The 14,170-nt window shown below is 70.0% G+C and carries 10 protein-coding genes, 3 pseudogenes and 1 riboswitch; of the genes and pseudogenes, 9 read left to right on the top strand and 4 right to left on the bottom strand.

What is annotated here, in order from left to right; genetic code table 11:
* Window positions 1-75 precede the first annotated feature (75 nt).
* The 9 genes and pseudogenes from DQ392_RS00150 (at window position 76) to cobF (ending at window position 11,073) form a co-directional block, all read left to right on the top strand.
* Window positions 76-924 (top strand): SDR family oxidoreductase, encoded by an 849-nt coding sequence (locus DQ392_RS00150; protein WP_114013367.1) that lies wholly within the window; start codon window positions 76-78, stop codon window positions 922-924.
* A gap of 105 nt (window positions 925-1,029) precedes the next feature.
* Window positions 1,030-1,509, top strand: coding sequence for an aldo/keto reductase (locus tag DQ392_RS00145; RefSeq protein ID WP_220182580.1), 480 nt, complete (start codon window positions 1,030-1,032; stop codon window positions 1,507-1,509).
* A gap of 226 nt (window positions 1,510-1,735) precedes the next feature.
* On the top strand, window positions 1,736-3,412 hold the full coding sequence (locus tag DQ392_RS00140; RefSeq protein WP_114013366.1) for an NAD-dependent malic enzyme: 1,677 nt from the start codon (window positions 1,736-1,738) through the stop codon (window positions 3,410-3,412).
* The gene (gene fumC / locus DQ392_RS00135) at window positions 3,409-4,881 is read left to right on the top strand and encodes a class II fumarate hydratase (RefSeq protein WP_114013365.1); all 1,473 of its coding nucleotides are present in this window, start codon (window positions 3,409-3,411) and stop codon (window positions 4,879-4,881) included. The genes DQ392_RS00140 and fumC overlap by 4 nt, the downstream gene beginning before the upstream one ends.
* Before the next feature lie 332 nt (window positions 4,882-5,213).
* A pseudogene (locus DQ392_RS36075) lies at window positions 5,214-5,308 on the top strand (3-hydroxybutyryl-CoA dehydrogenase); the annotation flags it as partial.
* A gap of 119 nt (window positions 5,309-5,427) precedes the next feature.
* Window positions 5,428-5,668, top strand: a riboswitch (cobalamin riboswitch).
* 159 nt (window positions 5,669-5,827) lie between these two features.
* Complete coding sequence (gene metE, locus DQ392_RS00125) at window positions 5,828-8,152, top strand: 5-methyltetrahydropteroyltriglutamate--homocysteine S-methyltransferase (RefSeq protein ID WP_114013364.1); 2,325 nt, start codon at window positions 5,828-5,830, stop codon at window positions 8,150-8,152.
* A gap of 320 nt (window positions 8,153-8,472) precedes the next feature.
* A pseudogene (locus tag DQ392_RS00120) lies at window positions 8,473-9,106 on the top strand (MmgE/PrpD family protein); the annotation flags it as partial.
* 40 nt (window positions 9,107-9,146) lie between these two features.
* A pseudogene (locus tag DQ392_RS00115) lies at window positions 9,147-10,249 on the top strand (bifunctional 2-methylcitrate synthase/citrate synthase); the annotation flags it as partial.
* The gene (gene cobF / locus DQ392_RS00110; protein WP_114013363.1) at window positions 10,246-11,073 is read left to right on the top strand and encodes a precorrin-6A synthase (deacetylating); all 828 of its coding nucleotides are present in this window, start codon (window positions 10,246-10,248) and stop codon (window positions 11,071-11,073) included. The pseudogene DQ392_RS00115 and the gene cobF, both read left to right, overlap by 4 nt.
* On the opposite strand, the gene DQ392_RS00105 is transcribed toward cobF, so the two are convergent.
* From DQ392_RS00105 to DQ392_RS00090, 4 genes are all read right to left on the bottom strand, one after another.
* Window positions 11,012-11,203 (bottom strand): methylenetetrahydrofolate reductase, encoded by a 192-nt coding sequence (locus tag DQ392_RS00105; RefSeq protein WP_114013362.1) that lies wholly within the window; start codon window positions 11,201-11,203, stop codon window positions 11,012-11,014. The genes cobF and DQ392_RS00105 overlap by 62 nt on opposite strands.
* Window positions 11,184-11,486 carry a ribonucleotide-diphosphate reductase subunit beta gene (locus DQ392_RS34920; protein ID WP_245980982.1) on the bottom strand — a complete coding sequence of 101 codons (303 nt, stop codon included), beginning with the start codon at window positions 11,484-11,486 and terminating at the stop codon, window positions 11,184-11,186. Before DQ392_RS34920 ends, DQ392_RS00105 begins: the two co-directional genes overlap by 20 nt.
* A gap of 102 nt (window positions 11,487-11,588) precedes the next feature.
* Window positions 11,589-13,208, bottom strand: coding sequence for an ABC transporter ATP-binding protein (locus DQ392_RS00095; RefSeq protein WP_114013361.1), 1,620 nt, complete (start codon window positions 13,206-13,208; stop codon window positions 11,589-11,591).
* Window positions 13,205-14,044: an ABC transporter permease gene (locus tag DQ392_RS00090; RefSeq protein ID WP_114013360.1), complete on the bottom strand. Its 840-nt coding sequence runs from the start codon at window positions 14,042-14,044 to the stop codon at window positions 13,205-13,207. Before DQ392_RS00090 ends, DQ392_RS00095 begins: the two co-directional genes overlap by 4 nt.
* Window positions 14,045-14,170: the final 126 nt, after the last annotated feature.

Genomic DNA, 14,170 nt, shown 5'->3' with positions numbered 1-14,170 from the left:
GAGAGGAAGCCGTGGCAAGCACGGTCGTCCGGCGCACCGCCCAGGGCGGCACCACACACAAAGGGGCGTACAGCGATGGCGGGAACCATCCTCATCACGGGCGCGGGCAGTGGCTTCGGTAAAGAGGTCGCGCTGCGGCTCGCGGCCGGCGGACACGACGTGATCGCCGGCGTGGAGATCATCGCGCAGGTCAGCGCGGTACGGGCGGAAGCCCGGGAGCGGGGTGCAGCGGTGCGGGTGGAGAAGCTCGACGTCACTGATCCGGGCGACCGGGCGCGAGCGCTCGACTGGGACGTGGAGGTGCTGCTCCACAACGCCGGCGTCTCCGAAGGCGGCTCGACCGTGGACATCCCCGCCGAACGCCTCCGCCGCCAGTTCGAGGTCAATGTCATCGGTCCGGTCCTGTTGACGCAGCCTCTGGCGAAGCGGATGGCCGAGCGGCGCGGCGGCCGCATCGTCTTCATGTCGTCGGTGGCGGGGCTCACCGTCGATCCGTTCACTGGCGCCTACGCGGCATCGAAGCACGCGGTGGAGGCGTTCGCCGACGCACTGGACCAGGAGCTGGCCGAATTCGGCGTGACGGTTGCCACGATCAACCCGGGCCCGTTCCTCACCGGCTTCAACGACACCATGTTCGAGACGTGGAAGGAGTGGCGCGACGACCCCGCCGAGCGTCTTTTCGACTACTCCGCCCTTGCCTTCCCGCACGAGCAGTACGATCCGGAGCCGGTCTACGACACCACGATCCGGGTCCTGCTCGGTGAGGACCGGCGCTACCGCCACCTGCTCCCCCAGGAGATGGAGCCGCAGGCCCGCGACCAGGTTGCCGCGCAGTGGGGCCGGGAACTCAACGACGGACGCCGCCCCGCTCTCGTACAGAAGGCCCACGACATGGCGCCCGGCACCCCGGTCGAGTCCTCCTGACGAAAGGCAGCCCATGCGGTACGTTCCGCTCGGCGCGTCGGGCCTTGAAGTCTCCCGTCTGGCCATCGGCACCCTCACGGCAGGCGACGCCCCGCAGTTCGCCCCATGGCCGGCCTGGACGCCGACGCCTACCGCCGCTTCTTCGACATCGCCTTCGACGCGGGCGTCAACCTGGTCGACACCGCCAACATGTACTCCTGCGGCCAGGCCGAGGAGATCACCGCACAAGCCCTCGCCGGACGCCGCGACGCCCTCATCCTCACCTCCAAAGTGCGGATGCCCCTCGACGACATCGCCCAGCGGTACGGCGTCTCCGTGCCCCGGGTCGTCCTCGCCTGGCTGCTGGGCCGCCCCGGCGTCACGGGCGTCGTCCTCGGCGCCCGCAGCGAGGCGCACCTGCAAGACAATCTCGCCGCAGCCGAGCTGCGACTGACCGACGAGGGCCAAGAGGCGATCACGCGTGTCTCCCAGCTTCCTGCCTACTACCCATGGTGGCACCGAGCCCTCAACGCCGGCGACCGGCCCGATCCGGCCGAGCAACCCTACCTGGCGGAGTTCCAGCGCTACGCCCTGCCGGGCGACTGACAACGCTCCACAGACGGCATGCCCTCTGTGACTGCCCCTGACCATGGAGAGCGACCGCACGGAGCAGCCAGATAGTGGGCAGCGGATCGGCGAACAGAGCGTAGTCCACGGTTGGCCCGTCCGACAGGCCGCAGAAGAAGCGGCTGCTTACGGTGGGAGAGGTTTCGGCGACGGCCACACCCCTCCCCGAGTCAGTGCCGCTCACATGCGAAGACGGGAGAACCCCATGACTGAGCACACCGTGCGGGCTGCTCACGCCCCGAGCGCCCTTGTGGATCCGCTTCACAACCGCGGTGTCGCCTTCACGCAGACGGAGCGGGGCGCCTTGGGCCTCACCGGGCGCCTGCCCTCGGCAGTGCTCACGCTGGATCAGCAGGCGCAGCGGGCCTATCAGCAGTTGCGGTCACAGGAGAGTGACCTGGCCAAGAACGTGTACCTGGAGCAGTTGCACGACCGCAACGAGGTCCTCTACTACAAGGTGCTCATGGACCATCTGGTGGAACTGCTGCCAGTCGTGTACGACCCGACGGTGGGCCAGGCGATCGAGCGGTACTCGCACGAGTACCGCCGCCCGCGCGGGATCTTCCTGTCCATCGACCGGCCGGACGATATCGAGCGGGCTTTCTCCACGCTTCGGCTCGGTCCCGAAGACGTGGACTTGATCGTGTGCAGCGACGCCGAGCAGATTCTGGGAATCGGGGACTGGGGAGTGGGTGGCATCCAGATCTCGGTCGGCAAGCTGGCGGTGTACACCGCGGCGGCAGGCATCGACCCGGCGCGCGTCATCCCGGTCTCGCTGGATGTGGGAACGGACCGCGAGGCATTGCTGAAGGATCCGCTGTATCTGGGCAACCGGCACGCGCGGGTCCGCGGCGCCGCCTACGACGCATTCATCGAGAAGTACCTGCGGACGGTCTCGGCCATGTTCCCGCACGCGCTGTTGCACTTTGAGGACTTCGGCCCCAGCAACGCACGGCGGATCCTTCAGACCTACGGCGACGACTACCGGATCTTCAACGACGACATGCAAGGCACCGGCGCGATCGCCCTGGCCGCTGCCCTGTCGGCGGTCAAGGTCAGCGGGGTGCCGATGCGTGAGCAGAAGCTGGTGGTCTTCGGCGCCGGCACCGCCGGGGTAGGCATCGCCGACCAGCTGCGCGACGCCATGATCCGCGACGGGGCCGGCCACGAGCAGGCCACCAGCCAGGTGTGGCTGATCGACAAACCGGGCCTGCTCACCCGCCACACGAGCGACCTGCGTGATTTCCAGCAGCCTTACGCACGCGATCCGGCGGAGGTCACCGACTGGACGGCCGGCGACAATGGCGGGTACTCGCTGCTGGAGACCGTGAAGCAGGTCAAGCCGACCACTCTGCTGGGAACCTCCACCGTGCAGGGGGCCTTCACCCGCGAGGTCGTCGAGGCGATGGCGGCGGGCACCGAACGCCCGCTGATCCTCCCGCTGTCCAACCCGACCTCGCGCATGGAAGCCTCACCGGACGACGTCATCGCCTGGTCGAAGGGCAAGGCTCTGGTCGCCGTCGGCGTTCCCGTCGAGCCCGTCGAGCACAACAAAGTGACGTATCGGATCGCACAGGCCAATAACGCGCTTCTGTATCCCGGCGTGGGTCTGGGCACGATCGTCTCCGCCGCGTCGAAGGTGACCGATGGGATGCTGCTCGCCGCCGCCCAGGCGGTGGCCGACCAGGTCGATGTGTCCGCGCCTGGCGCCTCCCTGCTGCCGCCGGTGGAGAAGTTGCGAGAGTCCTCGGCGCTCACCGCAGCCGCCGTGGCCCGCGCGGCGGCCAGGGACAGCGTTGCCACCCGCACACCGGACGATCCGGACCAGGCTGTCCGTCAGGCCATGTGGCAGCCCGTCTACGGCGAGGGGACGACGGCATGACCGGGCGCGGGCACACCGAAGGCGACGAGGCTCCCGAAGTCCACGACGTGCCCATCGGCCTCGACGCCGCGGGCACCCGGCGCGAGACCGACTCGATGGGCGCTGTCGATGTCCCCGCGGGCCGGTACTGGGGAGCGCAGACGCAGCGGTCTTTGATCCACTTTGCGATCGGTGACGACCGGATGCCCATGGCCGTCTACCACGCCTACGGGCACGTCAAGAAGGCGGCCGCGATCGTCAACGGGCGCACGGGACGGCTGCCGGCCTGGAAAGCTGACCTGATCGGAAGGGTCGCCGACGAGGTCATCGCGGGCATGCTCGACGACCACTTTCCGCTGTACGTGTGGCAGACGGGCTCCGGGACGCAGTCCAACATGAACACCAATGAGGTGATCAGCAACCGGGCCATCCAGCTGGTCGGCGGCGACTTGGGCAGCAAGACCCCGATCCATCCCAACGACCACGTCAACCTGGGGCAGTCCTCTAACGACACCTTCCCCACCGCCATGCACATCGCTGCGGCCAAGACGGTCCACGAGCATCTGCTGCCCAGTGTCCAGGCCCTGCACAGAGCGATCGAGACCAAGGCGGAGCAGTGGCGCGACGTGGTGAAGATCGGCCGCACTCACCTGGAAGACGCGGTCCCACTCACCGTCGGACAGGAATGGTCCGGATACGCCCACCAACTGGCGCAAGCCCTCGATCGGGTCACCACCTCCGCCGAGGCCCTGCACGAGCTGGCCGCGGGCGGCACTGCGGTGGGCACGGGGCTCAACGCACCACCGGGGTTCGCCGGGCAGGTCGCCGCTGAGATCGCGTCCGCGACCGGCTACCCGTTCACCACAGCCACGAACAAGTTCGCTGCTCAGGGCAGCCTCGACGCCATGGTCGGCGCCTCCGCAGGACTGCGGGCACTCGCCGTGCCACTGATGAAGATCGCCAACGACATCCGGTGGCTGGCTTCAGGACCACGCTGCGGGCTGAGCGAACTCATCCTGCCTGCCAACGAACCCGGCTCTTCGATCATGCCCGGCAAGGTCAACCCGACGCAATGCGAGGCAATGGTCATGGTCTGCCTCCAAGTGCTGTCTCAGGACACGGCCATCGCCTTCGCCGGCTCACAGGGCAACTTCGAACTCAACGCGATGCGCCCCATCGTCATCAGCAACTTCCTGCACGCGGCCACCATCCTCACCGACGCGTGCACCAACCTGCGCCGGTACTGCATCGAGGGCGTCGAACTCCACCGGGAACAGATCGACTCCTACGTCAACCGGTCCCTCATGCTGGTCACTGCCCTTTCGCCGGTCATCGGCTACGAGCAAGCCTCGACCATCGCACACAAAGCCGACAAGGAGGGCTCAACCCTCCGTGAGGCCGCGCTGGACTCGGGCTCCATCACCGCTGAGGAATTCGACCGCGCCGTCGACCCAGCAACCATGGTCCACCCCGCTCAGCAGGACCAATGAGGGTTGCCGTACCCGACCCCACGCGGCCAGTTGAGCAAGAACGCGTGTCACCGCACGGCCGTGGCAGGCGTAGTCGACGCCACTTAAGCGTTTGCAACCCATGCGCGGTCGAGGCGAGACCTGCCGTCAACGCTGCGGTCGCCGTGCAGTTGACCGTCACGGGGCCGTCCAGCACGCTCTTCGACAGCTCCATCAGCACCACCGGGCACACCGTCACCACCGCATCCGGCGGCACGCACCCGTGCGACGGAACCAACAACGGCGCCAACCCCTCGCCGGGCGCCGCCCCCACGGCGGCCCTCGACGACGCCGCCAAGAAGGAGAGCTTTGCGCTCTACGCCGCGCCGCCCTCCTCCAGCGCATGGTCGAGGCGGGGCGGCTGGGCCGGAAGACCTGGCGCGGCTTCCACGTGTACGACCAGGGGTGAAGGGTCCCTGGTGACGCCGGGGTGCTGAGGGGCGCCCCGGAGTCGCCGGCGCCCGGCACGGAGGCAGGGTCCGTGCCGGGCGCCGTGGGGCCCTCTACCCGCGTGCGGGTATTTCCGTCTAGGCTGGCGGTGCAACTGGTTCGCCCCCGCCCGCCAGGTGGGAGGCGTCGTAAGAGGGAACCCGGTGGAATTCCGGGACTGCCCCGCAGCGGTGAGTGGGAACGACCGCCGTCATGAGCACTGGGCCCCGGTGAAAGGGGCCTGGGAAGCGACGGCCAGTAGGAGCCCTCCGGAACCGATGTCCGGTGTCCGGCAGGCACGCCCACGAGTCCGAAGACCTGCCCGTTGCCCGTACGCGCTCCTGCGTGTGCGGTACCTTCCGGTGACCTCGAGGGCGGGTCGGCGACCACAGCTGGCGGACGGACGCATGCCGCGCGTCCCCTGTCCCCGGCGTTCTCGTCCCTTCGCGTCCTCGTCCCGTCCCGGGACCCGACGAGACATCTCGCGAAGGAGATCTCCGTGACAGCGAAGTCCGCAGCCGCGGCAGCACGGGCCACCGTGTACGGCTACCCCCGCCAGGGCCCGAACCGGGAACTGAAGAAGGCCATCGAGGGCTTCTGGAAGGGCCGCGTCACCGCCGACGACCTGGCCCGCACGGCCGCCGACCTGCGCAAGGCCAACTGGCGGCAGCTCGCCGAGGCCGGTGTCCACGAGGTGCCGACCGGCGACTTCTCGTACTACGACCACATGCTCGACGCCAGCGTCATGGTCGGCGCCGTCCCCGAACGCCACCGCGAGGCCGTCGAGGCCGACGCGTTGGACGGGTACTTCGCGATGGCCCGTGGCACCCAGGACGTGGCACCCCTGGAGATGACCAAGTGGTTCGACACCAACTACCACTACCTCGTCCCCGAACTGGGCCCGGACACCGTCTTCGCCGCGAACCCCGTCAAGCAGGTGTCCGAGCTGAAGGAGGCCCTCGCGCTCGGCCTCACGGCCCGGCCCGTCCTCGTCGGCCCGGTCACCTATCTGCTGCTGGCCAAGCCCGCGCCGGGCGTCGCCGCCGACTTCTCACCGCTGAGCCTGCTGGAGAAGCTGCTGCCGGTCTACGCCGAGGTCCTCGCTGACCTGCGGGCCACAGGTGCCGAGTGGGTGCAGCTCGACGAGCCCGCCCTCGTCCAGGACCGCACGCCGGAGGAGCTGGAGGCCGCGGCCCACGCCTACCGCGAGCTGGGCAGGCTCGCCGACCGCCCCAAGCTGCTGGTCGCCTCGTACTTCGACCGTCTCGGGGACGCCCTGCCCGTCCTGGCCAAGAGCCCCGTCGAGGGGCTGGCCCTCGACTTCACCGAGTCCGCCGCAGCCAACCTCGACTCCATCGCCGCCACCGGCGGCCTGCCCGGCAAGCGCCTGATCGCGGGCGTCGTCAACGGCCGCAACATCTGGATCAACGACCTGGAGAAATCACTCGCCACCCTCGGCACCCTGCTCGGCCTCGCCGACAGTGTCGACGTCGCCGCCTCCTGCTCCCTCCTCCACGTCCCGCTCGACGCCAGGGCTGAACGCGACATCGACGCGGAAGTGCTGCGCTGGCTGGCCTTCGCCCGGCAGAAGACCGCCGAGATCGTCACCCTCGCCAAGGGCCTGGCCCAAGGCACCGACGCCATCGCCGGGCAGCTGGCGGCCAACCGCGCCGACCTGGCCTCCCGCGCAGGCTCCTCGCTCACCCACGACCCGGCGGTACGGGCACGGGCCGCCGCCGTCACCGAGGCCGACACGCACCGCTCCCAGCCGTACGCCCAGCGCGCCGCCGTCCAGCGGGACCACCTGGGCCTCCCGCTGCTCCCGACCACGACCATCGGCTCGTTCCCGCAGACCACCACGCTGCGCACCGCCCGGGCCGACCTGCGCGCCGGACGGATCGACACCGCCGCCTACGAGGAGCGCGTCAAGGCCGAGATCCGCGACGTCCTGGCGTTCCAGGAGCAGGCCGGCATCGACGTTCTGGTGCACGGCGAGCCCGAACGCAACGACATGGTGCAGTACTTCGCCGAGCAGCTCACCGGCTATCTGGCCACGCAGCACGGCTGGGTGCAGTCCTACGGCACCCGCTACGTGCGCCCGCCCGTCCTCGCCGGCGACATCTCGCGGCCCGAGCCGATGACCGTGCGCTGGACCACCTACGCCCAGTCGCAGACCGCCCGCCCGGTCAAGGGCATGCTGACGGGGCCTGTCACCATGCTGGCCTGGTCCTTCGTCCGCGACGACCAGCCACTCGGCGACACGGCACGCCAGGTCGCCCTCGCCCTGCGCGACGAGGTGGGGGACCTGGAGGCCGCCGGGACCCCGGTGATCCAGGTCGACGAGCCCGCGCTGCGCGAGACGCTGCCGCTGCGGGCCACCGACCGTGACGCGTATCTGGCCTGGGCCACCGAGGCGTTCCGCCTCTCCACCGGCGGAGTCCGTCCGGCCACCCAGATCCACACCCACATGTGCTACGCCGAGTTCGGCGACATCGTCCAGGCCATCGACGACATCGACGCCGATGTCATCAGCCTGGAAGCCGCCCGCTCCCACATGCAGGTCGCCCACGAACTGGCCGACCACGGCTACCCGCGCGAGGCAGGGCCCGGGGTGTACGACATCCACTCGCCCCGCATCCCCAGCGCGGAGGAGGCGACGGCGCTGCTGCGCAAGGGGCTTGAGGCCATCCCGCCCGAGCGCCTGTGGGTCAACCCCGACTGCGGACTGAAGACCCGCGGCTGGCCTGAAACCCGCGCCTCCCTGGAGAACCTGGTCGCCGCCGCACGCACGGTCCGCCAGGAACTCCCCGACGGCGCGGCCTAACCCCATAAACCGTGGCCCGGGGGCGGTGGGCAGGTGGCCCTTCCACCGCCCCCGGGGCACGTTCCTCCTACCGTCTCTCTCCCCCTCGTCCCCTCATGACCCGATCCCCTCCCCGCAACGACGTCAACACGGTGCCGCGCGACATCCGCAGGAGCACCTTGGCCAGGAGGACGCCGCGGCATGTCGTCACGAGGAGTGTCGTGTCCGAGCACCACGTCCGTGTCCACCCCAGCGCCGGCCGGTCGCCGTCGCCCGTGCCCAGGCCACCGCCCACCGCGACGGCACCGCGCCCGGCGCGTCAGTCTTCGGCACCCGGGCGCGCCGAGTACCAGGCCCAGGCGATCATCGACCTCGCCCGGCGGCTGCGCGAGAAGGCCGGGCCGCTCGGCCGGGTGCGCTCGGTGGTCCTGCACACCAGCCACCACACCCACCACGTCATCGGCTCGGGCGCGAACGACCCGCAGAAGTACGACCCGACCGCGAGCCGCGAGACGCTGGACCACTCGGTGCCCTACATCTTCGCCGTCGCGCTGGAGGACGGCACCTGGCACCACGAGCGCTCCTACGCGCCTGAGCCTGCCCGGCGCCCCGAGACCGTCGAGCTGTGGCGGAAGACCACCACTGTCGAAGAGGCCGAGTGGACCCGCCACTACCACGACCCCGACCGGAGCGCCGCGCATTCGGCGGACGCGCGGTCCTCACGCTCGACGACGGCACCGTCATCGAGGACGGACTCGCCGTCGCCGACGCGCATCGGCAGGGGCCCGCCCCTTCGACCGTCCCGCCTACGCCGGCAAGTTCCGCACCCTCGCGGAGAACATCGTCGCGCCGGAGGCCCAGGACCCGCTTCCTGGCCGCCGCCGAGCACGTCGCCGAACTGAGCGCGCGGGACCTCGACGGGCTCTTCCCGCCGTGGACACCGACGCCGTCGCCGCCTACGACGCCCAGCTTCCGAGTTCGGCAAGACCCCCTGCTCGGCACGCGCACGCTGGAAGACCTCGGCTACAACGTCCAGGACGTGGCAGTGCGCTGCTCCTTCGAGGAGGTCGCCCACCTGCTGTGGCACGGCGAAATCCCCGACACCGGTGTACTCCGCGAGTTCCAGGCCCGCGAACGGGCGTTGCGCCCGCTGGACCGGATCACGTCCGAGGTGCTGGCGCGGCTGCCCGAGACCTGCCATCCCATGGACGTGCTGCGCACCGGGGTCAGCTTCTTCGGCGCCGGGGACCCGATCGAGGACGACGGCAGCCTGACGGCGAACCGGGTGCAGTCTCTGGCGCTGCTCGCGAAGCTGCCCACCGTGGTCGCCGCCGATCAGCGCCGCCGCCGCGGCCTGGCCTCGATCCTGCCGGACCGGACCTCGGATACGCGGAGAACTTCTTCCACATGTGCTTCGGCACCGTCCCAGAACCTGAGATCGTCCGCTGCTTCGAGATCTCGATGACGCTGTACGCCGAGCACAGCTTCAGCGCCTCGACGTTCACCGCCCGCGTCGTCACCTCCGCCCTCTCCGACCTCTACAGCGTGGTCACCGCCGCCATCGGAGCCCTCAAGGGCCCGCTCCACGGTGGCGCGAACGAGGCCGTGATGCACATGCTGGACGAGATCGACGACCCCTCGCGAGCCGCCGAATGGCTCGGCCAGGCGCTCGCCGGCAAACGCAAGATCATGGGCTTCGGCCACCGCGTCCACAAACACGGCGACTCCCGCGTACCGATCATGCAGGAGGCACTGGACAACCTCGTCGCCCGCGCGTCCGACCCCGAGGTCACCCGCCTGACCGCCCTCCACACCGCGCTGCGCGAGGTGATGGTGACCCGGAAGGACATCCACCCCAACCTCGACTACCCGGCCGGTCTCGCCTCCCACCTGATGGGCTTCGACATTCCCGTCTTCACGCCCGTCTTCGTGATGAGCCGCATCACAGGCTGGACGGCCCACATCACCGAGCAGCTCGCTCACAACGCGCTCATCCGCCCCCTCGCCTCCTACGACGGACCCGGCCAAAGGCCGGTGCCGCTGTCGTCCGACCGGACGGGCAGGGGCCGGGTCCTCGCTCCGCAGGGGGACCCGTCCCCTGCGAAACTGACCCCATGAGCACGGAAGAACGCGCGATTCTCGTCGTCGGCATCGGAGCGGGCGATCCCGACCATCTGACACTCGCCGCAGTGAAGGCCATCCGCCGGGCGGATGTCTTCTTCGTGGTCGGCAAGGGAGCGGCCAAGTCCTCGCTCTCCGACCTGCGTCACCGCGTGATCGAGGAGCACGCGCAGGCCCCCTACCGCGTCGTGGAGATCGACGACCCGAGCCGGGACCGCCGCGCGATGGACCGCGCCGACTACACGTCGGCGGTACAGGACTGGCGCAGCCGGCGCGCGGACCTCTTCGAGCGGACGATGTGTGAGAAGATGTCCGCGGGAGAGACCGGAGCCTTCCTGGTGTGGGGGGACCCCACGCTGTACGACAGCACGCTCGGTGTCCTCGCGGACATCGAGGCGCGCGGCACGGTCTCCACCACGGTCGAGGTCGTCCCCGGCGTCAGCAGTGTCTCCTCTCTCGCCGCCCGGCACCGGATCCCGCTCAACCAGGTCGGACGTCCCGTGCACATCACCCCCGCGCGCCGCCTGTCCGAGGTCGGCCAGAACGACGACGGGGACATCGTCGTCATGCTCGACGCACACGAGTCCTTCGCCCAGGTCGACGGCGACGACGTCTGGATCTACTGGGGCGCCTACCTCGGCACCCCGGACGAACTCCTCGTCGCCGGTCCGCTGCGCGAGGTGTCGGACCGCATCCGTCAGACGCGGACTCAGGCACGGGCCCGTCACGGCTGGATCATGGATACCTATCTGCTGCGGATCATGGATCCGGACGAACGAACCACAGATGAAGGCCGAGATTCCGGCAGATCTCCGTCGTGACCGTCGGGTAGTGCGTGGTCATGAAATGCAGCCCCGGCGCGTCTTCCTCGATCAGACGGCGGCCCATGTCGGTGGCGTGGGCGATGCCGAGGGCTCTGACTGCCTTCGGGTCATCCTGTGCCGCGCGCATACGCCCGGCCAGCCGTTCCGGGAAGGTGGGTGCCCTGCTCGCCGGCACCGGGCACCGGTCCTCCGCGTCCGGTGAACGCTGACCTGGTCCTGCTCCAGTCGCCGGCCGGACGCTCTTCGGCGGGAGGCGACCGCATGGTGAGCGTGCGTTCCTCGTCGCCGAGCCGCTGCTGCCACGCCTGGAGGTCGCCCGCGAGCGGGACCTTCTCGGGGAGCCAGAAGTTCGTGGTGAGCCGGTTCCACACCTCCAGGTCCTTCTCGTCGGTGACCCGGTCCCAGTTCACCGGACGGATGCGGGCGGCCGGGTCGTGGCGGTAGGAGGTGTATGACTTGCGCCTCGGCTTCGCGGCGCCACTCCACTCGGCCGGCGTTCTTCCCTTGGGCCGTCAGGTGCCGTCATCGGAGGAACTGTGGTCGGGCCCGCCCGGCCATGCGGTGGGCACGACCTCCCCGACCGGTCCGCGCCGTACGCAGTGGCCGCCGTCGAACAGCACGGCCTCCCCGGCCAGTGCCCGCACCGCGAGCATGTCGTGGCTGACGAACAGCAAGGCGGTTCGGGCAGGGGCGAGCAGATGGGGCAGTGCGTCGAGAACCCGTTGCCGGGATACCGTGTCCAGCGCCGATGTCACTTCGTCGCAGACCAGCAGCGCCGGACGGGCCGTCAACGCCCGCACCAGGGCGCAGCGTTGCAGCTGCCCGCCGGAGAGCCGGTCGGGGGTGCGGTGCAACAGAACTTGGTCGAGCCCCAACGCATCGGCGGTCATGGCTGCTTCGGCCACTGCGGACTCGTGCGTCAGGCCGCGCAGCAGTTTCGCGGTGTCCGCGAGTTGTCCGAGTACGGGTCGGTGTTTCTCGAAGGACTCGGCGCTGGTCTGGTGCACGTACTGGACGACGCGACGCTGGTTGGCGGTGCGTTGGTCGACGCGGCAGGGAAGGCGTCGGCCATCGATTCGTGTTTCGCCCCGGGACGGGGTGGTCAGGCCGGCCAACACGCGTGCGAAGGTCGTCTTCCCGGAGCCGGACGGACCGAGCAGTGCGGTTCTGCTGCCAGGCGGGAACGCCATCGACACCGGACCCGCGAGTGGATCCCCGGACGGGCGGCGTACGGCGATGTCCACCGCGATGACCGTGCCCCTGCTCTCCGGAGCCGGAAGGGCAGGGTCCAGGCGGGTCGTGTCCGGCATCCCTGTGCGGTATTCCGCAGCGAGCAGCTCGCGAGTGGCCCGATGGCGGATGGCGGGAGGACCGCCCGCGGCGGCTGGTGGGGGCGCTCCTGTGCCGAGGAGATGCGCCGTCGGACCGTCGTCCACCGCCCTGCCGTGCTCCAGGACGATGACCCGGTCGGCCGTATCCCGGACCAACGGCAGGTCGTGGCTGAGGAGTAGTACGCCCGCTCCGTCTTTCGCGAGGGTACGCACGGTGCGGCCCAGCGCCTGGGCGAGCGCAGGATCCAGTCCGCTTGTCGGCTCGTCCAGTATCAGCAATCCAGCGCCGGTAACCAGCGCGGAGGCGAGTACCAGTCGCTGCTGCTGGCCGCCGGAGAGCTGGTGCGGGAAGCGGCGTCGGACGGTTTCCCAATCCAGTCCGACACGTGCAAGTGCGCGTCGTGCGGCGGGCTTTCGCGAGGCACGTTGCGGGTGGCCGAGAGCAGCCAGCTCCGTCAGCGCACCTCCGACCCGCCGGGCTGGGTCGAGTACCGTCTCCGGATGTTGGGGCAGGTGCGCGACGCGGCCCGCCCGGGCCCCGGTACGACGATCCGGTGCCAGAGCAAGCAGGTCCGTACCCGAGAAGAGGACCCGGCCGGTCAGCCGGACACCGTGGCGTGACGCTCCGAGAGCCGCCAGTCCGAAAGTCGTCTTGCCGCTGCCGGACGGGCCGATGACGGCAGTGACGGTCCCCGCCTCAACTGTCAGCCCGACGCGGTCCAGTAGCGGACGCTCCGCCTCCTGGGCGTGCGCCGATACCTCCGGGATGTGCAGCAGCGGCACGTGCGCGGTCTCGCTCACCCCTTCCTCCTCTTCCGTGCGAGGGTGTGGTCCACGAGCAGGTTGCCACCGACACAAAGTGCGGTGAGCAGACCGGCAGGCACCAAGACAGCGGCAGGCTGGGAGAACAGGGCGGCTCTGTTGCGCTCGATGAGCACCGCCCAGTCCGGTGAGGACGCCGACAGCCCGAGGCCGAGGAAGTTGGCGGACGCCAGCAGGTACAGCACCACGGCGAACCGGCCGCCGGCGTCGGTGGCCACAGGAGCGGCCAGCTCCCGTGCCACATGCCGCAGGTGGATGTACGCCCAGCCGCGCCCCTGCATGCGCAGCGCTTCGACGACCGTCCGCGTGCCGGGGTCGAGCGCGGCGCTGCGCACCAGGCGTGCCACAGCCGGGGCCTGGAGCACTCCGGCAACCAACACCAGCCAGTACCAGTCACGATGCCCCGTCGCGGCCAGAGTCATCAGCACCAGTAGGCCGGGAAAGGCGAGCAGGAGATCCAGACCACGCATCACCGTCTCGTCCAGGCCGCGCCGCGGGCCCGCGGCCAACAACCCAAGTGGTACACCCACGACCATGCCGACCAGCAGCGCGCCCAGTGTGCTCCCCAGTACCGAGACACCGCCGTGCAGAACGAGCCACAGCATGTCGCGACCCAAAACGTCCGTGCCGAGCGGGTGCCCGTCGCCGGGAGGCTGCGAGGGCATGGCGCCCTCGGCCGACGGGGCTTCCCCGGTCGGCCGGATCAGCGGGCCGAGCAGAGCCACGAGTACCGGCACGCCGAGCAGCAACAGAGCGGTCCACGGTGGGCGGGCCCGACCGACGGCGACGATCGCCGATCGCTCCCGCGTACTCATGCCGTCCTACCTTCTTGAGCGCGTCCCGGGAGTTCGCGACTCTGGGACAGCGCGGGTGGGGCAGGGATGGTTTTCATGCTGGCTGCCCTCGATGGCTCAGGTGGCTGATCCCCCTGCCCCACCACT

Origin of the sequence: Streptomyces reniochalinae (assembly GCF_003323735.1) — a bacterium.
Lineage (GTDB): Bacteria > Actinomycetota > Actinomycetes > Streptomycetales > Streptomycetaceae > Streptomyces > Streptomyces reniochalinae.
This window is presented reverse-complemented; position numbering and strand designations above follow the sequence as displayed.